The 20295-nt window shown below is 60.0% G+C and carries 20 protein-coding genes; 10 read left to right on the top strand and 10 right to left on the bottom strand.

Annotated elements, in window-relative coordinates:
- Positions 1–2: 2 nt before the first annotated feature.
- The 5 genes from ACLI1O_RS03680 to ACLI1O_RS03660 all read right to left on the bottom strand — a co-directional run bounded on the left by ACLI1O_RS03680 (position 3) and on the right by ACLI1O_RS03660 (position 5137).
- Positions 3–1646, bottom strand: a complete 1644-nt coding sequence (locus ACLI1O_RS03680; RefSeq protein WP_239269224.1) for a cation acetate symporter — start codon at positions 1644–1646, stop codon at positions 3–5.
- Positions 1647–1994, bottom strand: a complete 348-nt coding sequence (locus ACLI1O_RS03675; RefSeq protein ID WP_005279845.1) for a DUF485 domain-containing protein — start codon at positions 1992–1994, stop codon at positions 1647–1649. It lies immediately after the preceding gene.
- 395 nt (positions 1995–2389) lie between these two features.
- Positions 2390–3253 carry an aldo/keto reductase gene (locus ACLI1O_RS03670; protein WP_239269225.1) on the bottom strand — a complete coding sequence of 288 codons (864 nt, stop codon included), beginning with the start codon at positions 3251–3253 and terminating at the stop codon, positions 2390–2392.
- 110 nt (positions 3254–3363) lie between these two features.
- Positions 3364–3723, bottom strand: a complete 360-nt coding sequence (locus ACLI1O_RS03665) for an FKBP-type peptidyl-prolyl cis-trans isomerase (protein ID WP_023025863.1) — start codon at positions 3721–3723, stop codon at positions 3364–3366.
- 121 nt (positions 3724–3844) lie between these two features.
- Entirely contained in the window at positions 3845–5137 is a 1293-nt protein-coding gene (locus tag ACLI1O_RS03660) for a citrate synthase (protein WP_239269226.1), read from the bottom strand.
- 157 nt (positions 5138–5294) lie between these two features.
- On the opposite strand from ACLI1O_RS03660, the gene serC reads away from it, so the two are divergent.
- The 3 genes from serC to ACLI1O_RS03645 all read left to right on the top strand — a co-directional run bounded on the left by serC (position 5295) and on the right by ACLI1O_RS03645 (position 8202).
- A complete protein-coding gene (gene serC / locus ACLI1O_RS03655; RefSeq protein WP_411706971.1) occupies positions 5295–6413 on the top strand; it encodes a phosphoserine transaminase in 1119 nt (372 codons plus the stop codon).
- Positions 6414–6519: 106 nt separating this feature from the next.
- The gene (sepH, locus tag ACLI1O_RS03650) at positions 6520–7368 is read left to right on the top strand and encodes a septation protein SepH (protein ID WP_239269228.1); all 849 of its coding nucleotides are present in this window, start codon (positions 6520–6522) and stop codon (positions 7366–7368) included.
- Positions 7369–7371: 3 nt separating this feature from the next.
- On the top strand, positions 7372–8202 hold the full coding sequence (locus ACLI1O_RS03645; protein WP_411706970.1) for a DUF6928 family protein: 831 nt from the start codon (positions 7372–7374) through the stop codon (positions 8200–8202).
- Here the strand turns inward: ACLI1O_RS03645 and ACLI1O_RS03640 are convergent.
- The 3 genes from ACLI1O_RS03640 to ACLI1O_RS03630 are packed head-to-tail and all read right to left on the bottom strand — an operon-like array spanning position 8163 to position 11102.
- The gene (locus tag ACLI1O_RS03640; RefSeq protein WP_411706969.1) at positions 8163–8969 is read right to left on the bottom strand and encodes a TrmH family RNA methyltransferase; all 807 of its coding nucleotides are present in this window, start codon (positions 8967–8969) and stop codon (positions 8163–8165) included. The genes ACLI1O_RS03645 and ACLI1O_RS03640 overlap by 40 nt on opposite strands.
- A gap of 10 nt (positions 8970–8979) precedes the next feature.
- Positions 8980–10383 carry an NCS2 family permease gene (locus ACLI1O_RS03635; RefSeq protein ID WP_239269231.1) on the bottom strand — a complete coding sequence of 468 codons (1404 nt, stop codon included), beginning with the start codon at positions 10381–10383 and terminating at the stop codon, positions 8980–8982.
- Positions 10384–10433: 50 nt separating this feature from the next.
- The gene (locus ACLI1O_RS03630) at positions 10434–11102 is read right to left on the bottom strand and encodes a DUF3027 domain-containing protein (protein WP_411706968.1); all 669 of its coding nucleotides are present in this window, start codon (positions 11100–11102) and stop codon (positions 10434–10436) included.
- A gap of 5 nt (positions 11103–11107) precedes the next feature.
- On the opposite strand from ACLI1O_RS03630, the gene ACLI1O_RS03625 reads away from it, so the two are divergent.
- Positions 11108–11914: a glutaminyl-peptide cyclotransferase gene (locus ACLI1O_RS03625; protein ID WP_284849643.1), complete on the top strand. Its 807-nt coding sequence runs from the start codon at positions 11108–11110 to the stop codon at positions 11912–11914.
- 6 nt (positions 11915–11920) lie between these two features.
- Complete coding sequence (locus ACLI1O_RS03620) at positions 11921–12454, top strand: DUF2771 domain-containing protein (protein WP_239269234.1); 534 nt, start codon at positions 11921–11923, stop codon at positions 12452–12454.
- On the opposite strand, the gene ACLI1O_RS03615 is transcribed toward ACLI1O_RS03620, so the two are convergent.
- Complete coding sequence (locus tag ACLI1O_RS03615; RefSeq protein WP_239269235.1) at positions 12451–12831, bottom strand: cold-shock protein; 381 nt, start codon at positions 12829–12831, stop codon at positions 12451–12453. The genes ACLI1O_RS03620 and ACLI1O_RS03615 overlap by 4 nt on opposite strands.
- A gap of 295 nt (positions 12832–13126) precedes the next feature.
- Between ACLI1O_RS03615 and ACLI1O_RS03610 the strand changes: the two genes are divergently transcribed.
- Positions 13127–13747, top strand: a complete 621-nt coding sequence (locus ACLI1O_RS03610; RefSeq protein WP_005281857.1) for a resuscitation-promoting factor Rpf1 domain-containing protein — start codon at positions 13127–13129, stop codon at positions 13745–13747.
- A gap of 49 nt (positions 13748–13796) precedes the next feature.
- Here the strand turns inward: ACLI1O_RS03610 and ACLI1O_RS03605 are convergent, their stop codons facing one another.
- Entirely contained in the window at positions 13797–13982 is a 186-nt protein-coding gene (locus ACLI1O_RS03605; protein ID WP_005279826.1) for a hypothetical protein, read from the bottom strand.
- A 65-nt stretch (positions 13983–14047) separates the two neighbouring features.
- Between ACLI1O_RS03605 and ACLI1O_RS03600 the strand changes: the two genes are divergently transcribed.
- From ACLI1O_RS03600 to istA, 4 genes are all read left to right on the top strand, one after another.
- Positions 14048–16075, top strand: coding sequence for a helicase-associated domain-containing protein (locus ACLI1O_RS03600; protein ID WP_239269236.1), 2028 nt, complete (start codon positions 14048–14050; stop codon positions 16073–16075).
- The gene (locus tag ACLI1O_RS03595; protein ID WP_239269237.1) at positions 16072–17697 is read left to right on the top strand and encodes a DNA repair helicase XPB; all 1626 of its coding nucleotides are present in this window, start codon (positions 16072–16074) and stop codon (positions 17695–17697) included. The genes ACLI1O_RS03600 and ACLI1O_RS03595 overlap by 4 nt, the downstream gene beginning before the upstream one ends.
- Positions 17694–18326 carry a DUF3239 domain-containing protein gene (locus ACLI1O_RS03590; protein WP_239269238.1) on the top strand — a complete coding sequence of 211 codons (633 nt, stop codon included), beginning with the start codon at positions 17694–17696 and terminating at the stop codon, positions 18324–18326. Before ACLI1O_RS03595 ends, ACLI1O_RS03590 begins: the two co-directional genes overlap by 4 nt.
- Before the next feature lie 334 nt (positions 18327–18660).
- Positions 18661–20295, top strand: coding sequence for an IS21 family transposase (gene istA, locus ACLI1O_RS03585; protein ID WP_411706967.1), 1635 nt, complete (start codon positions 18661–18663; stop codon positions 20293–20295).

The raw sequence follows: 20295 nt of genomic DNA, 5'->3' as shown, positions 1-20295 counted from the left end.
AATTAGTGCTGGACTGGGGCCTCGACGCCCACACCGGTCAAGGAACGAACCTCCATCTCTGCCGCCAACTCGTCCAAGTTGTCCGGCTTGGTCACGATGGATACGAACCAACCGACGAAGAAGGACAGCGGGATACTGACCAGACCCGGCGAGGTCAGCGGGAAGATCGCCCAGTCCGCGTTCGGGAACATGGCGCTTTCGGTGCCGGATACCGCTGGAGAGAAGAAGATGAGGACCAAGCAGGAGACAACACCGGTATACATGGAGGCCACGGCACCCGCGGTGTTGAAGCGGCGCCAGTACAGCGAGTACAGGATGGTCGGCAGGTTAGCCGATGCCGCCACTGCGAAGGCCAGGGAGACCAGGAAGGCCACGTTCTGGGTCATCGCCAAGATGCCCAAGATAATGGAGACGATACCCAGCACCACCACGGTAGCCTGCGAGACGCGCACCTGCTCTGCCTCGGTGGACTCACCGTTGCGAATAACCGCGTGGTAGATATCGTGCGCAATGGAGGCGGAGGCGGTAATCGCCAGGCCCGCCACCACGGCGAGCACGGTAGCAAAGGCCACGGCGGAAATAATGGCCATGAAGATGGAGCCACCGATTTCCAGTGCCAGCAGCGGTGCCGCGGCGTTCGCGCCACCCGGTGCGTTCAGGATGCGGTCCGGGCCAACCAGTGCGGCTGCACCGTAGCCCAGAATCAGGGTCATCAGGTAGAAGGCACCGATGATAACGATGGCCCAGGTCACGGAGCGACGAGCCTCAACGGCGGTGGGCACGGTGTAGAAGCGCATCAGAACGTGTGGCAAGCCGCCCACACCCAGCACGAGGGACATACCCAAGGAGATGAAGTCCAGCTTAGCGGCGGTAGAGCCACCGTACTTCAGGCCCGGCTCCATGATTTCCTTAGCCTCATAGCCCTTTTCATGGAGGTAATCAGACGACGCGTGCATATCAATAGCGGTGCTGAACATGTTGCTGAAGCCACCGCGCAGTGAGACAAACACCATGATGCACATGATGACCACACCGGTCACCAGCAAGACGGCCTTAATCATCTGCACGTAGGTCGTGCCCTTCATGCCGCCGACCAAGACATAGAGGATCATCAGCACGCCGACGATGCCAACGACGACTGCCTGCCACTTAAAGTCATGGATGTTCAGCAGCACGGCCACCAGCGAACCGGCGCCGGCCATCTGGGCAATGAGGTAGAATAGCGTCACGAAGAGCGTGGCAATGGACGCGGCCACGCGCACCGGCTTTTGCTTCAGGCGGAAGGACAAAACGTCCGCCATGGTAAAGCGGCCCACGTTACGCATCGGCTCGGCCACGAGCATCAGGGCCACGAGCCAGGCGACGAAGAAGCCGACGGAGTACAAAAATCCGTCGTAGCCGTTAAGCGCCACCGCACCGACGATGCCGAGGAAGGATGCCGCAGAAAGGTAGTCACCGGAGATAGCCAAGCCATTCTGGCGGCCGGAGAACGAGCCACCACCGGTATAGAAGTCAGACGCCTTCTTCGTGGACTTGCCGGCGCGCAACACGACGGCCATGGTAACCACGAGGAAGATGCCGAAGATGGAGATATTCAGAATCGGGTTACCGGCAGAAGTTTCTTGTGCAAGGTAAGTGGTAGTCATTTACTTGGCCTCCAACTTCTCGCGAATAGCAACCGATTTAGGCTGAATATTCTTATTGGCGTATTTCACGTAAATCCAGGTAATGATGAACGTGGTCAGGAACTGGGCCAGGCCGAAGACGAGGCCGACGTTCCAGCCGCCATCGCCAAGCTCAATGGCCATAAAATCAGGCGCAAACACGGCGGTGAGCACGTAGACGATGTACCACACGAAAAACGCGACGGTCATGGGAAAAGTGAAACTACGATAAGCGCTGCGCAACTCGCCAAACTCTTCGCTATCGCGCATTTCTATGTAGTCGGCTGCCGTAAGCTCACGACGCTCGACTGGAGCAGTTGTATCACTCATAGAAGGGTTGTCTCCTTGGGTGAGAGAGGTTCTGTACAAACGAGGCGCAATGTGTTGTTCATCACTACCCGCGTTGATATGTAAGATACAGAACAATCTTTGCAAAGCAGTAAATATTGCCAATACATCCCACAAAAACTCCCCCCTTTTAGCCCGATAGGTTCCGGTGAACTGGGCTAATATTCTATGCAAATCACCCCCTCCATCCCAGGTTTAACGCGTTCGCAAATTTTGTTAACCAGACGTTAACTAATCAGTGAAGGCGGCGCGAAAGGAACCACCTATCAGCGAGGTGAGTGCCTTAACCAGCACGTACTCGCCCACTCAGCCATCCTGCACAGCAAAAGCCACCGACGACGCCGTCGCCGGTGGCTCCTTCGCCCGAGAGTGCTTTCTTAGCCCTCCGCGCCCGGGAATTCACGGGGATCATTAAACATGCGGCCAAAACCTTCTTGACCTTCCAAGGAGTCAATCGCCGTGATTTCATCCTTGCCCAGCTCCAGCTCCGCGGCGGCCAGGTTCTCCTTGAGCCGCTCACTGCGGGCAGACTTCGGAATAACGGAAATGCCCTTGGCCATCAGGTACGCCAGTACTACCTGCCCCTCGGTAGCCTCATGCGCGGCGGCAATCTTTTCAATCTCCGGGTTATTAAGCACCACACCGCGCGCCAGCGGAGACCACGCCTCGGTCACGATGCCGTGCTTGTGGTGGAACTCGCGCAGCTCCGGCTGGGTGAACCCAGGGTGCAGCTCCACTTGGTTGAGCACCGGGGTAATGCCGGTCTTGTCAATAAGGTCCTCGAGGACCTCTTCGTAGAAATTAGCGACACCGATGGAAGCGATTTGCCCCATCCCCTGCAGGCGGGCAATGGATTCGAAAGTCTCCACATACAGCCCACCCTGTCGCCACGGCCAGTGGATGAGGTACAGGTCCAAGTAATCCAGCTTCAGCTTCTCCATGGATTCCTGGAAGGCCTGTTCCGCCTTCTGCGCGCCGTGGTGAGAGTGCCAGACCTTGGAGGTAATAAACAGGTCCTCGCGGGTGACGTCGCCCGCGTCAATGGCTTGTTTGAGCGCAGTACCCAATGCCTCTTCGTTCTTGTACAGCGTCGCCGTATCAAAGTGGCGGTAGCCCAAGTCAATGGCTTCGCGGACTACGCGAATGCACTCATCGTCATTGAGTTTGTAGGTGCCCAGTCCAAGCTGGGGCATCTCGCGGTCATCATTGAATGAAATAGTTGGCACAGTCATAATTCCCATTGTGCCCCAGTTTCTCGTCTTATGCGGCCCCTTGCGGGAACTGACTGCCACTACACAACGAAAAACCGGCTCCCTTTAAGGAGAGCCGGTTCAACGATTTTTAGCGCAGCTTAGTCGGCGCGGATGAGGTCAATGATAAAGACCAAGGTGCGGCCGGACAGCGGGTGCGCACCGCCGGCGGGGCCGTAGGCCTTTTCCGGCGGGATGATGAGTTGACGGCGACCGCCTACCTTCATTCCCGGGATGCCCTCTTGCCAGCCGGCAATGAGACCGGTCAGTGGGAACTCGATGGACTGGCCACGGTCCCACGAGGAATCGAATTCTTGGTTGGTCTCATATTCGGCGCCAACGTAGTGGACCTCCACTACGCCACCAGGCTTGGCTTCAGCGCCATCGCCTACGACGATGTCCTCGATGACGAGGTCGGTCGGCGCTGGGCCAGACTGGGCTTCAATAACAGGTTTATCCATGGGGATTAGTCTCCTTGGGAAATCTAGTTTGTTCGTGCGGTCGCAATGAAACCGAACCGAGCTGCACCAATTATAGTGCTCAAGCCCGATTCGGTTGAATTGGGGCGACCAAAAGCGCTATTTAGCGCTCGCTGCGAGGGGTAACCTTGCGCAGGGTTTCACCGGTGTAAATCTGGCGAGGACGGTTGATCTTGGTGTTCATCTCCAGCTGCTCGCGGTACTGAGCGATCCAGCCCGGCAGGCGGCCGATGGCGAAGAGGACGGTGAAGAAGTCCGTCGGGAAGCCCATGGCGCGGTAGATGAGGCCGGTGTAGAAGTCCACGTTCGGGTAGAGCTTGCGGGAGACGAAGTAGTCATCGTTCAACGCAATCTCTTCCAGCTTCATGGCCAGGTCCAGCATCGGGTCGCCGCCCAGGTGATCGATGATCTCGTGTGCGGTTTCCTTGACGATGGCCGCGCGTGGGTCGTAGTTCTTGTACACGCGGTGGCCGAAGCCCATCAGGCGAACACCCTTTTCCTTGTTCTTCACGCGGTTCATGAAGTCGGTAGCGTCGCCGCCGTTGTTCTTCTCGATGTCCTCGAGCATCTCCAGCACGGCCTGGTTAGCGCCGCCGTGCAGCGGACCGGACAGGGCGTTGATGCCGCCAGCGATGGAGACGAACATGTTGGCCTGTGCGGAACCAATCATGCGGACGGTGGAGGTGGAGCAGTTCTGCTCGTGGTCAGCGTGCAAAATGAGCAGCTTGTCCAGCGCCTTGGAGACAACCGGGTCAACCTCGTACTCCTCGGTGGGGTAACCGAACATCATGCGCAGGAAGTTCTCGCGCGCGTTCAGGTTGTTATCCGGGTACATATAAGGCTTGCCCTGGGATGCGCGGTAAGCGTAAGCGGCCAGCATCGGCACCTTAGCCAGCAGGCGAACGGTGGCCTTGTCCAGCTGCTCCTCATCCAGCGGGTCCAGCTGGTCCTGGTAGTAGCTGGAGAGAATGTTCACGGAGGACGCAAGCACGGCCATCGGGTGTGCATCGCGCGGGAAGATGTTGAACTGCGCCTTAAAGTCCTCATCCAAGAGGGTGTGGTGGCGGATGGCGTTATTGAACTCCGACAGTTCCTGCTCGTCCGGCAGGTGGCCCTTAATCAGCAGGTAGGAAACCTCATTGAAGGTGGCGTTATTTGCCAATTCCGCAATATCGTAGCCGCGGTAGCGAAGGATGCCCTCCTCACCGTTAATAAAGGTAATCTTGGACTCGGTGGAGCCGGTGGAGGTGTAGCCGGGGTCGAAGGTAACAAGCCCGGTTTCCTTGCGGAGCTTGGAGATATCGAAGCCGGAATCGCCCTCAGTGGACTGCTTGATGTCCATCTCGTACTCGTTGCCGGCGTGCTTGAGTACTACCTTGTTTTCTTCAGTAGACACGGAATTTCCTTTCCCTGTTAAAGAGTTCTTTAAGGCACTAACTTATTCAAGTCAGCCTTATACCTATTCACACTCTAGCAAACTTTGTGATACTGCCAACAAGTTTACGGGCATCAAAATACCTGCCATCCAACCGGAACTGTTCTACACTAGCGGCATGAGTACTCCAGAAATCACACTGCCAACAGATCTCTTGCCTTCCGATGGCCGCTTTGGCTGCGGACCCTCCAAGGTGCGCCCCGCCCAGATCGAGGCTATTGACCCCGCTATCGTGGGCACCTCGCACCGCCAGCCGGCGGTGAAAAACCTCGTCGGTTCCGTACGCGAGGGCTTAAGCGATCTCTTCTCGCTCCCTGAGGGATACGAAATTGTCCTGTCCCTGGGCGGCGCCACCGCCTTTTGGGATTCAGCTACCTTCGGCCTCATCGAGCGTCAGTCGGCCCACCTTACCTTCGGCGAGTTCTCCACCAAGTTTGCCAAGGCCTCTTCCAAGGCCCCGTGGCTCGATGCCCCAGCGCTCACCGAATCCCCCGTCGGCACCGCCCCGGATCCGCGCGAGCTTGCCGCCGATGCCGATGTCGCCGCCTGGGCCCACAATGAGACCTCGACCGGTGCGATGACGGAGGTTGTCCGCCCCCACCCCCACAACGACCAGCAGCTCGTGCTTGTCGATGCCACCTCTGGCGCCGGCGGCCTCCCCGTCAATATCGCAGAGACCGACGTGTACTACTTCTCGCCGCAGAAGTGCTTTGCTTCCGACGGCGGACTCTGGCTCGCCGCCATGTCCCCAGCCGCGCTGGAGCGCATCGAAAAGATCAATAACTCCGACCGTTTCATTCCGGAGTTTTTGAACCTGCAGACCGCGGTGAATAACTCCCGCAAGAACCAGACCTATAACACCCCGGCGATCGCCACCCTGCTCATGCTGGATAACCAGATTCAGTGGATGAATGACAATGGCGGCCTCGACGGCATGGTCAAGCGCACCACCGAATCCTCCTCCACGCTGTACAACTGGGCCGAATCCTGCCCAGAGGCCACTCCGTTTGTTAGCGAACCGGCAGCGCGCTCGCTAGTCGTGGGTACCATCGACTTCGACGACTCCGTCGATGCCGCCCACCTTGCCGCCACCCTGCGCGCCAACGGCATCCTCGATGTCGAGCCGTACCGCAAGCTGGGCCGCAACCAGCTGCGCGTGGGCATGTTCCCGGCGATTGAGCCTGGGGACATCGCCAAGCTCACGCAGTGCATCGACTACGTGCTGGATGCCAACTAAGTGATCAACATGCCCCGCCGCCTCGCATGGCGCGGGGCCTTTTCGCGTTATAGTTGACTGCATCACAGATCCGTCCTTCCGTCGATAGGCAAAGGAGCGCCACACTATGCGCGAGCTGTTTCTCGTTGACAGCGAATCGAGCGAAGACTCATTGGTGCTACGCACCGAAGAAGGCGAAGAGTTTTCCCTTCCCATCACCGATGAGCTGCGTTCCGCCCTCACGCCCACCGCTAGCAAGCCGGAGCCGCCAAAGCTAGCGCCGATGCCCAAGCCCTCCCACGAAGAGGAAGAAAAGCAGATCCGGCCGGCAGAGATCCAAAACCGCATTCGTGCCGGTGCCTCCACCGCGGAGCTCGCGGAAGAGATGCACGTCGATGAATCGCGCATCGAGCCCTTTGCCTACCCAGTCATGCTGGAGCGCAACCGCATTTCTGAGGTGTCCAAGCAGGCCCACCCGGTGCGCGAAGACGGCCCGGCCAAGCTCACCCTGTGGGAGGTACTGGCAAGCTCCTTTGCCGCCCGTGGCCACTCCCTCTCGGAGTCCACGTGGGATGCCTACCGCCACCAAGGCGAGCCGTGGGTTGTGCGCGTGACCTGGAAGGCGGGCCTTTCTGAAAACGAGGCGGAGTGGACCTTCAAGCAGTCCATGTCCTCGCCCGCTACGGTTGAGGCCCGCAACTCGGTCGCGGCAGACCTTACGGACCCGGACTTCGTACAGCCGGTGCGCTCGCTAACCTCATTGGGCAGCGGCCGCTATGACGAAGCCATTGACGGCGATCAGCCCGCCAATGTCACCGATATTTCCGGTTCCAGCGAGGAGACGGAAGAAGAGGAATTCCTGCAGAATCCGTCCTCCGAATCCAAGCCCTCGAAGCGCCGCCGCAAGGCCGTGACCCCGCACTGGGAGGACGTGCTTTTGGGCGTTCGCTCCAATACCAAGCGCCCGAGGGACTAAACAGTGGACATCTCTCATGCCGTTCTCACGCTGTGGTACATCTCCAAGCCCGGCGCCGAAGAGGTTCTCAAAACCGAGCCCAAGGCGGACCGCGGGTTCGGCCGCAAGTTCCTAGCCCAGCTCAACCCCAAGTTCCCGGTCACCCCGATTGGGCAATTCCCCCTCAACCGCTCCGCGCAGACGGATCCGAATGAATACTACATCGGCGGCTACCCGGGCATTACTGTGGTGCAAACGGTCTGCGAGGGCGAGTCCGTCCTGCTCTCCCAACTGCCGAACGACCTCTTAAACGCAGTCCCCGCCCAGCGGGTTATCGCGCTTGTTAGCAACGCGGACGAGGACTATGCGGGCTTCGCGCTGTGGGAAGGCGGCGAGCTCAAGCGCAGCCTGTGCGCCACCCGTGACCGCCTGTACGAGGACACCGGCCTGCCCGAGCCCTTCGAGGCGCCGTTTTGGGCCGGCGAAAAGGACGAATCCCTCGGCGGCATTTCCCTGCCATTTCGGCCCCACAGCATCATGGAGGCCGGCCAGGAACACTGGTTGGGCATCACCGTGGGGCGGGAAGGCCCAGACCTGGACGTCGTGGGTTATGCCGTGGACGGGCGCCCAGAACCCAAGATCGATCCGCCCAAGCCAAAGCAGCCGGTCAGCGAGTTCGCCGCGCAATCCGCGAATAGGCTGGGCCTAAACGACTATGACGACTACGAGGATCACGATGCCGAGCCGGATTCCACCGGCGATGAGATCCTTTCCACCGCCAAACACCTCGGCTCGTTGATTGGCAACTGGCTGCGTCAGACGTTCAAGTCGTTTAAGGAGCGCTGGCGCTCATAAAAGGAAATGGCGGCCGCGGTCGCAACATTTAGAGAATCGGTACCAGGGGCCATCGGTATCCGCGCGCGGATATCTGTGGCCTTCATTGCGTGCTCGGTAAGCCCGGGGCCCTCCGCGCCAACGAGCATGGCCACCTTGTCTTGCCCGTGCATGGCCTCTGCCAGGTGCACCGCCTGGGGGTTGGGGGTTAAGGAAATGAGGGTAAAGGAGGCATCGGCAAGCGCCTGCAGCGAGCGCTGCCACGTGGTGAAACCGCCCTCTAAATGTGCGAAGGGCACGCGCAGCACATGGCCCATGGATACGCGCACCGAGCGGCGATAGAGCGGATCCGCAGCGCCGGAGCCGAGCAATACCGCATCCACGTTCATGCCCGCCGCGTGGCGGAAAATGGCGCCGATATTTTCATGATCCCCCACGCCCTCCAGCACGGCGATGGTGCGGGCCTGCTCCAGGATCTCACCCACCTCCGACTCTGGGGCGCGGTCCGCTGCGGCAACCAGCCCGCGGTGCATATCGAAGCCCGCGACCTCCGCCAGGGTCTCGCGAGAGACCTCGTAGACGGGGCACTCGGGCTCGCCGTACTCGGCAAAGAAGGCCTCCAGCTTCTGGGGAAAGCCCACAAGGCAGCGCATGGGGAACCGCGATTCCATGAGGCGGGCTGCCACCAAGGGGCCTTCTGCAATGACCAAACCCTCGCCGGATTTATCGGATTTGTTGAGGTTCCGAATATCGTCCAGGCGAGGGTCACGGGGATCAGAGATATGCATGCCTTCCAGGCTAGCCGATGGCCTCCGAAATCGGATCGATGCCAAAGTAAATGACGAACAAGCCAGCAAGCAGCCACATGATCCAGTGCACCTGCTTGGCCTTACCAGCAAAGGTGGACATGAGCGCGAAGGTAATAAAGCCCACGCCGATGCCATTGGCGATCGAATAAGTAAACGGCATGACCACGATGGTTAAAAAGGCCGGGATGGCCACCTCCATGCGCGTCCACGGGATATCCGTGAGCTGCGCGGCCATCATCACGCCCACGATGACCAGGACGGGTGCGGCGGCCTCGATGGGCACGATCTCATAGAGCGGGGTGAAAAACATGGCGGCGATAAATAGCAGGCCGGTCATGATATTGGCCAGGCCGGTGCGCGCGCCATCGGCAATGCCGGCAGAGGAATCCGCAAAGACGGTATTCGAGGACGCCGAGCCCAAGCCACCGGCCACCGCGCCGGCGCCTTCCACGACCAGCGCCTTCTTCATGCCCGGCAGGTTGCCGTTGTCATCCACGAGCTTGGCCTGCTTGCCCAGCCCGGTCATGGTGCCCATGGCATCAAAGAAGTTGGTCAGCAGCAGGGTGAAGATGAGCAGGACCGTGGAGATCACGCCGATATTGGCAAAGGCGCCGACCAGGTTCACATCGCCCACGATGGACAGATCCGGCAGCCCACCCAGCGCATCTGGGGCCTCTGGGGCGGCCATGCCCCAGTCCTCGGAGTCCGTGAGCGCCTGGACAATGAAGGCAATCACCGTGTTGAGGATGATGGCGATAAATAGCCCGCCCGGCACATTGCGGATGACCATGAAAGCACAAATAATAAGGCCGATGACGAAGACCACCGCCGGCCAGGTGGCAATCGAGCCATTAATGCCCAGCCCCACCGGCACGGTGGTCTGTGCGGCATCGGGCACGCGGGTAACGAACCCGCCATCCACGAAACCGATCATGGCGATGAACATGCCAATGCCCACGCCCATCGCGGCCTTCATGGGCTGCGGGATGGCGTCAAATACCGCGGTACGGAATCCGGACACGGCGAGCAGGACAATGATAAGGCCCTCGATTACCACGAGACCCATGGCTTCTTGCCAGGTCAGCCCGCTGGTAGCGACCATGCTGACGGCGACGAAGGTATTCATGCCCAGGCCCGCGGCCATGGCGAAGGGGTACTTCGCAATCGCACCGAAGGCAATGGACATCACGCCGGCGACCAGCGCAGTGGCGGCCGCAACCTGCGGCACGCCTAAGGTATAGCCCTCCGCGTCCGGGCTCGTGCCCAGGATCAGCGGGTTGAGCAAAATGATATATGCCATGGCGAAGAACGAGACCGTTCCCGCGCGTAGCTCGGTTCCGATGGTGGAACCGCGTTCAGAAATGTGGAAATAGCGATCGAGAGTGGCTTTCACGCCGTGCCCTTTCACGTAGAGCGGTATTTTTACGCCCTAAGTGTGCTGCTTTAATCCTCAAAATCAAAATCTTGGTAAATGGGCTTTTCATCATCGAAGGCCGCGGCCGGCGCCTTCTCCTCGCTCACCCGCGTCTGCGAATGCGCACCGCAACCGTAGCGCGCGTGCACCACGCGGCCATCAGCGGAATACTCGTTGGCGCATACCCCAAAGTTATCCATGAGCTGCATATAAAAAGCGCACGTGCGGCACTGCAGGTGCGCCTTGGCCGCCATCTCCGAGTTTGGACCATATTCCTCTTGCCAGCGATGCTTGGCATCCGCCAGGCCCTTGGCGGAAAGCTCATTTCCGTTCAGGCGCTCATCATCGATGGCCAGCGGCATGAGGTCTCCCGGGCCCAAATCCCCCGGCAGCACGCGGTCCTCATACGGCACCCATTCCGGGGCCTGCAGCGCCTCCCCGCCAGGCACCAGCGCCACCTCGTTGACGGTGACGTAGCGCGAACCTTCCGCGCACGCGAGCACGGCCTGCCATTCCCATCCTGGGTAGCCCGGCATATCCGCCGCAAAGCGATGGGTGACAACATTGCGGCCCATTCCAGCGACGCCCCTATGCTTGCCGATGCCCCCTTCCCCCACCTCTTCCAATGCCTCACGCGCAATGCGTACGGCGCGGGAATCGATCAACGGATTTGCTTTTCGCTTACTCACGCCCCTCATTATTCATGATGGCCCGCCAACAGTGGTACATATGGTGCATGTCGTTTCTCCGCCGCGCCGCGCTCATTGCCGTGCCCTGCTGCGCCTTAACCGCCTGCTCTTCTGATAATTCTGAATCTTCCTCCCCCGAGCACCTATCAGTGGAAGTCCTCGATACCGCGCCGCTGCCAGAGAACTCCTTTACGCAAGGCCTCGAAGAAGACGGCGAGGGCAACCTCCTGCTCGGCACCGGGCAATGGGGCGAATCCAAACTCATCCGCTTCTCCCCTGAAACCGGCGAGGTCCTCCAAAACCACGCCCTGGATGACTCGCTTTTTGGGGAGGGCATTACCCAATACGGCGATTCCATCTGGCAGTTGACTTGGAAGCGCGGGCAGGCCCTGCGCTATGACGGCGACTTCCAGCGTACGGACACCGCCACCTATGCCGGCGAAGGCTGGGGGCTCTGCGCCAACCAGGACGAGCTCATCATGTCCGATGGCACCTCTACCCTGCGCCACATGGATCCAGAAACCTTTGCGGAGCACTCCACCACCGAGGTCACCCTCGAGGGCTCGCCCGTGGAAGATCTCAATGAGCTGGAATGCGTGGACGGTGATGTCTACGCCAATGTGTGGGGAAGTGAAGATATCTACCGCATAGATCCCTCCTCCGGCGAGGTCACCGCGGTGATTTCTACCGATGCCATCGATAAATCGAAATACACCGATCCCGATGATGTCTTAAACGGCATCGCGCATATCAAGGGCACCGATGAATTCTGGCTTACCGGCAAGCGGTGGGATGAGCTCTACCGCGTTCGAGTAAAGTAATGGGCCATGGCAACCCGTAAGGAAGCAAGGAAAAAGTCGCTGCTGCAGATCCTCGCGCTCATCGTGGTCGTGGCGGTCATCGTCGCCTCCGTGGTGATCTTTCAAAGCTGGCGCAATTCGCGCCCAGGCCCAGAGCCGAGCGAGATTGCTATTACCGCCTCCGTGGGGGATAACACCAAGGAGGTCACACCCTACCTCGTGTGCGAGCCGGGAACCGATTGCCCCGAAGGCGATGTTCCCCAGCTAACCGTGGGCGAAGATGACACCTTGCATCTGGACATCCCCGAAGAGATTTCTAATCACGAATGGAAGGTACTGTCCATTTATGATGATCCCGCCGCCAATGACGAAACCTCTCACGGTGCGAATGAAACGACCGAGGTGGATATCCCCGGTTCGGTAGACCCCATCGAGGCATCGACTGGCGAGCGCCCCCGGCTCATGGTGGTGGAGGTCTCCTCCCTCATGATTGGCACCGACGACGATGGCGAAGAAACCCCCCTCGCCACCGTGTGGTCCCTATCCACCATGGATGATTAACTATCTAAATCCTTCGCAATCGCGCGGAGGATTTCTGCTACTTGGCGCCCGGTCTTGCGCTCGGGGTAACGCCCCGAGTTCAGCACCGGCTGCACCTGGGATTCCAGCAGGGTCATGACATCAGAGACCATGCTGCCGAGCTCTTCCGGCTTGCGCGCCGGCGCGCGCCGGCGCGGCTTATCCAGCACGCGCACCCGCAGCGCCTGCGGCCCGCGGCGCCCCGCCGCGAAATCGAATTCGATGCGCTGGCCCGGAAAGATTTCTTCTATTCCCTTGGGCAGGACATTCCGGCCGACGTAGACGTCTTCATCGCCCGGGTTGCTAACGAAACCGAAACCTTTCTCGGCGTCATACCACTTCACTTTGCCAATGGGCATAGGTATCCACCTCTTCTCTTGGGTAAATTCTTAAGTTTAGCTGGAAGTTATACAGAACAGAAGTTCCACGCGTCGTGTGACATAGTTCACAACGCCGCAATTACCTGCGGAAACTTTGCTGACGGAACCACAATAGTCTCAATTCTTTCCCGTTTAGTGCCCAGAACGTGACTATTTCGTTATAAACCGCTACGCTGGCCCCCAGTGTCGCCGCAAAGAAGGTTTCCCTGCCCATCCTTTCTTCTAGGCGCAATACATTTACACGAAAACGGGCACCACGGAAAGGACTACTTTTATGGGACGCCACTCCGCTAAGACTAACCACTTTGCCGCCAAGTTCACCGCGGGCACCGTTGCCTTGGGCGCAGCCGCCGCCATCATGGCGCCGAACGCCGCCGCTGCCCCTGACTCCGACTGGGACCGCCTCGCACAGTGCGAGTCCGGCGGCGACTGGCACATCAACACCGGCAATGGTTACCACGGCGGCCTGCAGTTCAACGCGCAGACCTGGCAGGCATACGGCGGCGGTGAGTTCGCCCCTACCGCTAACCAGGCAACCCGCGAGCAGCAGATTGTCATCGCTGAGCGCACCCTGGCTAACCAGGGCTGGGGCGCATGGCCCGCATGCTCGGCCTCCCTTGGCCTAAACTCCGCGCCAACCGAGCGCACCGCACCTTCCGCACCCGCTGAGGCACCACAGCCAGTGCAGCAGGCAGTAGAAAACAAGTCCGATGAGCTCGCCGTAGACGCCGTCTACAACCTTGTTAAGGACACCGCTAATGCTTACGGCCTGCAGCTGCCGGCGCAGTTCACCGACTTCTACCACGCAAACCGCCACGACTTTAACGCGTTCTACTCCGCGAACCGCAACGTCATCGACCCGGTTGCGCAGCTGGTTGAGAACTTCAGCCGCTAAATAAGCACATAAAAATTCCCCTCGCCGTCCGCGGCAAGGGGAATTTTTTTTAGCGATTGATGCGGGTATAAGGGTGAACGTAGTTCAACTTCTCTGCCGGCATCGGCAGCACCAGATCGTCGCCGTAGGGGCTGGAAGCACCAGCAAAAGGCGCAGAAATTTCCGTAATTGCATGCTCGCGGTGTTCATTGTCCGGCCAAGCCGGGGAAACAAAGCCATTCTTTTCATTCGACATAGCCTTATTATTTCAAACCTCGGGCAAAAACGTAACTCAATCCGGCGCTAAAATTGTGATTTATCATGACTCAGTCCTCCCACCTCCCGCATTTTCGCACCTGGCTTAATTCTCTTTCGGAAGAGGAACTGGCCACCATCCTTCGCCACCGCCCCGATGTTTTAACCCCGCTGCCGCCCTCCATCGCGGCGCTGGCCACGCGCCTCCTCTTGCGCACCTCTATCGCCCGGGCGCTAGCGGAGTGTAACGCGCAGCAGTTGGCGGTGCTGGAGGGCATCGCCAAGCGCGGCGGCGAGCTTGCAGAGGTAGAAGACCACAACCCCGAAATTACCCGCGAGCTGAAGGAGCGCGGCCTCGCCTTCGGCGCGGTGCAAATCCCGCCGGAGGTCATGCCCGCGCTGCCCACGGGCTGGTCGCTACTCAACCAGCTCGAGGTATCGCCCGCGACAATCGATGCCCTCGCCGAAGACGAACGCCACGTGCTTGCCACCCTGGCGCGCTCCAATGGCATCGGTACCACCCGCGAGACCAATCCGGCCCACCCCGTGCCGCGGCTGATTGCCAAGCAACTCTTGCAGCGCGTTGACTCCCAGACCGTTCGCCTCCCGCGCGAGGTTCATCGCGCGATGAAGGGGCACACCGTCCCACACATCCCTACTGAGCCCTCCGCGCGCCGCGGCCAGCCCACCGCTGACCGCAAGGCCGATGACGCCGGCACCGCCGCAGGCCTGTCGGTAGTGCGCGGCATGCAACAGCTGATTTCTGCCCTCGGCGCCCGGCCGATCGAGCTGCTCAAGGATAAAACCGTCGGCGTGCGTCCCCTTGCCCAGCTCAGCAAGCAGCTGGACATCGCGGAACCAGAGCTGCGCCGCCTGATTACGCTTGGCCTGTCTGCGCGACTTATCAACCGCGGCGAGCCGTCCGGGTACGAAGGGAACTTCCTCGCACCCACCGACTCCGCCCAAGAGTGGCTCGATGCAGAACTAGCCGCGCAGTGGCGCGTGCTCCTCTCGGCCTGGGAATACTCCCCTTGGACCCCGTGGGAATCCGGCCGGGTGCTCTCTGCCAGCACCGACCGCCTACCCAAATTTCGCCGGCACATCCTCGATGTCTACCTCCACTCCGCGCAGCCGCTGTCCGCGGCCGAATTTCAAGAGGATCTGCATTTTTCCTTCCCGCTTTTTGCCACGCATACCTCCCCGGAGACCATCGAGGAGCTGCACCGCGAGGCCGAATGGATAGGCGCCATCGCGCTCGGGCGAGCCACCAGCGTGCTTATCGATGGCTTCGATGCCGCCGATACCCTCACACCCGACACCATCGATTATTTCCTGGTCCAGGCGGATATGACCGTGCTCGTGCCAGGGCCCCTCGAGCCCGCGGCCCACCACACCCTGGAGTCCCTCGCGGACTTGGAATCACCTGGACTCGCCAGCGTCTACCGCATTAGCGATGCCTCCCTCCGCCGCGGCCTCGACCGCGGGATGACAGGCACGGAGATCCGCGATTTCTTCGCCGCGCATGGCGATGTCCCGCATACGCTGGCGTTCCACATCGAGGACATCGCCAAGCGCCACGGCACCCTGCGCTCCGGCCCTGCCCTGTCCTACCTGCGCAGCGAGGACCCAGCCCTCTTGCAGATCGCCGCGAAGGCCACCCCGCTGCGCCTGCTGGCCCCCACGGTCGCGATTTCCCAGCTGCGCGTCAGCGAGCTGTTGGAACTCCTGCGCGAGCACGGCCTCTCCCCCGCCGCCGAGGACGAAACCGGCGCTAGCCTGTCCATCGCGCCCGAGCCCGCGACACTTCCCACGCCCAGCCCTCGCGCTCAAGCCGCGCCGCCGGATATCGCGCGTGCGCTGCGCAACCTCACCACTGGCGAGGCCCCGAGCCTGCCCAACCTGGATCTGGTCCACGCCGCCGCGCGCACCGCACGCCCCATCACCATTGGCTACGCCGATAAAAATGGCAATACCAAGACCCGCACCGTTACCCCACTGACCGTCGCCGGTGGCCAAATCGATGCCCGCGCCGCCGATGGCTCCACCATCCGGTTTCCCTTGCACCGCATCACCTCCGTTACCCTAGACGCATGAACGGACCACTGATTGTGCAGTCGGATAAGACCGTCTTGCTGGAAGTCGATCATCCAGATTCCGGCGCTGCGCGCACCGCCCTCGCGCCGTTCGCGGAACTGGAACGCGCCCCCGAGCACGTGCACACCTACCGCATCACTTCCCTGGCATTGTGGAATGCCCGCGCCGCCGGCCACGACGCCGAGCAGGTCGTCGATGTCCTAGAAACCTACTCCCGGTTCCCGGTCCCGCAATCGCTGCTTGTCGATGTCGCCGAGACCATGTCCCGCTACGGCCGCGTCCGCCTCCAGGCGCACCCCGCCCACGGGCTCATCCTCGAATCTGAAGAACCCGCCATCCTCACCGAGCTCTCCCGCAGCAAGGTAGGAAAACTGCTGGGTTCGCGCATCGATGACAACACCATCGCCGTGGCGCCCTCAGAACGCGGCCGCCTCAAGCAAGAACTCCTCAAGGCCGGCTGGCCCGCCGAAGATCTCGCCGGCTATATCGACGGCGAATCCCACCCCATCGCGCTGAACGAGGACGGCTGGCACCTGCGCGATTACCAGGAATACGCCACCGATGCCTTCTGGTCCGGCGGTTCCGGCGTCGTCGTGCTGCCCTGCGGTGCCGGCAAAACCATCGTAGGTGCTGCCGCCATGGCCAAGGCGCAATCCACTACCCTCATCTTGGTTACCAATACCGTTGCCGGCCGCCAGTGGCGCGACGAACTTTTGCGCCGCACGACGCTTTCTCCAAACGATATCGGCGAATACTCCGGTGAGAAGAAGGAAATCAAGCCGATTACCATCGCCACCTACCAAGTGGTCACCCGGAAAACCAAGGGTGAGTACCGCGCCCTCGAGCTCTTCGACTCCCGCGACTGGGGGCTTATCATCTACGACGAGGTCCACCTGCTTCCCGCACCCGTATTCCGCATGACCTCGGACCTGCAATCGCGGCGCCGGCTAGGACTTACCGCCACCCTCGTGCGCGAGGATGGCCGCGAAGGCGATGTCTTCTCCCTCATCGGCCCGAAGCGTTACGACGCGCCGTGGAAAGAGCTGGAAATGGCCGGCTATATCGCCACCGCGGAGTGCATCGAAGTCCGCGTGGATATGGATCCGGAAGAACGCATGCTCTATGCCACCGCGCAGCCGCGCGATCGCTACCGCATCGCTGCACAAGCCTCGGCCAAGCTCCGGGCTGTCGATAAGATCCTTGCCTCCCATGACCAACAAGCGCTCATCATCGGCGGATATGTGGATCAACTGCGCGAATTAGGCGCGCACCTCGATGCCCCCGTCATCGATGGCACCACCTCTACCGCCAAGCGCGAAAAACTCTTCCAGCAATTCCGCGAGGGCGAGCTGGCCATCCTCGTCGTATCCAAAGTGGCCAACTTCTCCATCGACCTGCCCGAAGCGGCACTGGCCATCCAGGTCTCCGGCACCTTTGGCTCCCGCCAAGAAGAGGCACAACGCCTTGGCCGCCTGCTGCGCCCGAAGGAAACCGAGGCGCTCTTTTATACCCTGGTCACCCGCGACAGCCTAGATGCGGACTACGCCATGCACCGCCAACGCTTCCTCGCCGAGCAAGGATATGCCTACCGGCTCATGGACGCAGTAGACTTAGGCCAATGAAGATCTTTAAGTTCGACGTTGACGAGTCCTTTGCCAAGGCCAATAACGAGTTATTGCGCGATTCCAACCGGCTTCGCGTATCCGGGCTTATCTTCGGCCTCATCCTGATCATCGCCGGCGCCGCCGTCTGGTGGAACTTTTCCTGGGGAATCACCCTGGGCTTAGGGCTCATCCTCTTTGGCATCGTCGTTGCCATCGTCGGCGTCGCCGCTGCAAGCAAGGTGGGAACGGCCCAATCCCTCTATGACTCTTATCCGCTCGCTCCCGCCGTCATCGCGCAGGTCAACGAGCGAGACATGATCCTTCTTGCCTTGGTAAATACCAATGTGGATCCGTCCCTTCCCCCACGCTGGGGCGCGTGCCTGCGCACGGTGTCCTCCATTCCCGGCGTCCAACGCACCGTTGGCACCAAGGTTCCAGTCGCCGCCGTGTCCGGTCAGCGTTCTACTTCCGATAAAGAGCATTGGCAGCAGATATCCCCCATGCCCATTGCTTGGGGAACCCCCGATGCTGAAACCGTCACCATCGCCCGGAAATCCATCCCCCAGGAACAATGGCAGCGCTTAGAGCGCGCCCGCAAGCGGCTTTCCGATGTCAAAGCCACCCGCTATGACCTGCTCGTTCTCTAGGCAGGACCCTCAAGCACCAGATTGTTTCTGGTGCTTTTTCTTTTTGTGGTCCAAGAATTTCCTCCAGGTATAGTGCCAGTGTGTGTTGTGGGTGGTCAGTGGTCCTTTGGGGTGGTCTACTTGGTAGGTACGGTGCCGGTGACCGGGTCCATGATGTAGTGGATGCGTTGGTCGGTTTTGATGTTGTGTGACGCGCGACGCTATTTAGTACCGGTAGGGCGGTATCGAGTACCGACCGGTGCGGATATCGGGTACCGGGGGTAGTTTTTAGGCACTCTTTAGTGGACGGCCCACGCAGTGTGTACGCGTGGGTCGCGTTCACGTGGAAGGAGTGATGGTGGTGACGGATTACCGTGCCATCATGTTTGTCTTGGTTGCCGGGAATCGTTCCTGGAACCAGATTCGAGCCGATTTAGGGGTCTCGAAGTCGACGATTGATAAGGCCAGTCGCGTTGTAAGGGACCATCGACTCGATGCTCGTGGGATTGCTGGATTGTCGAATGCCCAGTTAGAGGAGCTATTTCCGGATAACCGGCGTCGCAACGATGCGGAGTTCCTCGCACCGGATTTCAAAAAGGTTGCTGAGCGGATGGTCTCTGGCAAGCGCGTGACGTTGAAAGTCGCGCACGCCAAGTACCTGGAGTTCCCTGTTGGTACTGGTCAGCGTCATTATTCGTATCGACAGTACTGTTCGCTGTTTGAGCATTATGTCGATGTTCATCAGCTGTCAGCGCAACTGAATCACGATCCCGGTGACGAGCTCATGGTGGACTGGTCGGGCGATGGAATGGTCGTTGTGGATCCTGTCTCAGGCCAGCGGGTTACCGCGCACTTGTTTGTAGCTTCATTGCCGCACTCAGGGATGATGCATGTATCGGCGTGGCCGGATCAAAAAATGCGGTCGTGGCTTTTAGCCCACCGTGCGGCTTTGGAGTATTTCGGTGGTTGTCCGCTGCGGTTGATCCCGGATAACGCGCTCACAGCCACGCAACAGATTTCCTGTGGGCTGCGGGGGCGTATCCCGGTTGCGGAGTATTCTACATTTGCCGATTTCTATCAGATAGGTATTACTGCGGCGAAAGGCTACCGGCCGCGGTATAAGGCGAATGTTGAAAAGGCCGTGGATATTGCCCAGCAATGGTGCGTGGAATACCTCGACGACCAGGAGTTCTACAGTTTCGACATGCTCAATAAGGCCCTCGAGGACCAAAGCGATTTCATCAACGATCGCCGTCCCTTCCGCGGGCAGGATATCTCTCGTCGCCAGTTGTTTGAAGACCATGAGCAACAGCTGCTGCGCCCATTGCCCGACCGGCGGTGGTCGTGGTCGCGGTGGAAGAAGTCCAAGGTCGCAATGAACTACCACATCCGGATCGCCAATCACTGGTATTCAGTGCCGTGGAAGCTAGCGGGCAAGTTCGTCGACGTGCAACTTTTTGATGACTATCTGGATGTCTTCTACGACGGTGAGATTGTTGCTTCACATCGTATTGCCCCTGCTAATTATGGCTACTCCACCTTGGATGAGCATGTCCCCGACAACCATAAGGACTTAAACACCCAGTGGAACCGGCAACGCTTGGAAGACTGGGCGAAAAGTATTGGGACCGCGACAGCACAGCTCATCGGCCAGATGTTTAACGCTCGTAAAGTCGAAGCCCAAGCATATTCTAGCGTTCTGGGCGTACTGAACCTATCGAAGGATTACTCCCGAATCGAACTCGAACAAGCCTGTGGTCAGCTGTTATCGCGCAAAGCAGTCCCCAGCGTCAACAAAGTAGCCCAAGAGCTCAAGGATCTAAAACAGGCCGCAGCACAGGCGTATTTGCCCACCGATGTACCACTGTCGACGGCCATCGACACTACGCGTGCGCACCGCCAACAGCCCACGGCGGACACGCCGGACTCTGTGTCGCATGTACGCGGGGCCGGGGCGTTTGCCTTCACTGATAAAGAATGGAAGGTATAG

The sequence above is a fragment of the Corynebacterium sp. LaCa78 genome (genome assembly GCF_046717505.1).
Classification (GTDB): domain Bacteria; phylum Actinomycetota; class Actinomycetes; order Mycobacteriales; family Mycobacteriaceae; genus Corynebacterium.
Note: the sequence above shows the minus strand (reverse complement) of the source record. Positions and strands in the feature narration are given on the sequence as shown.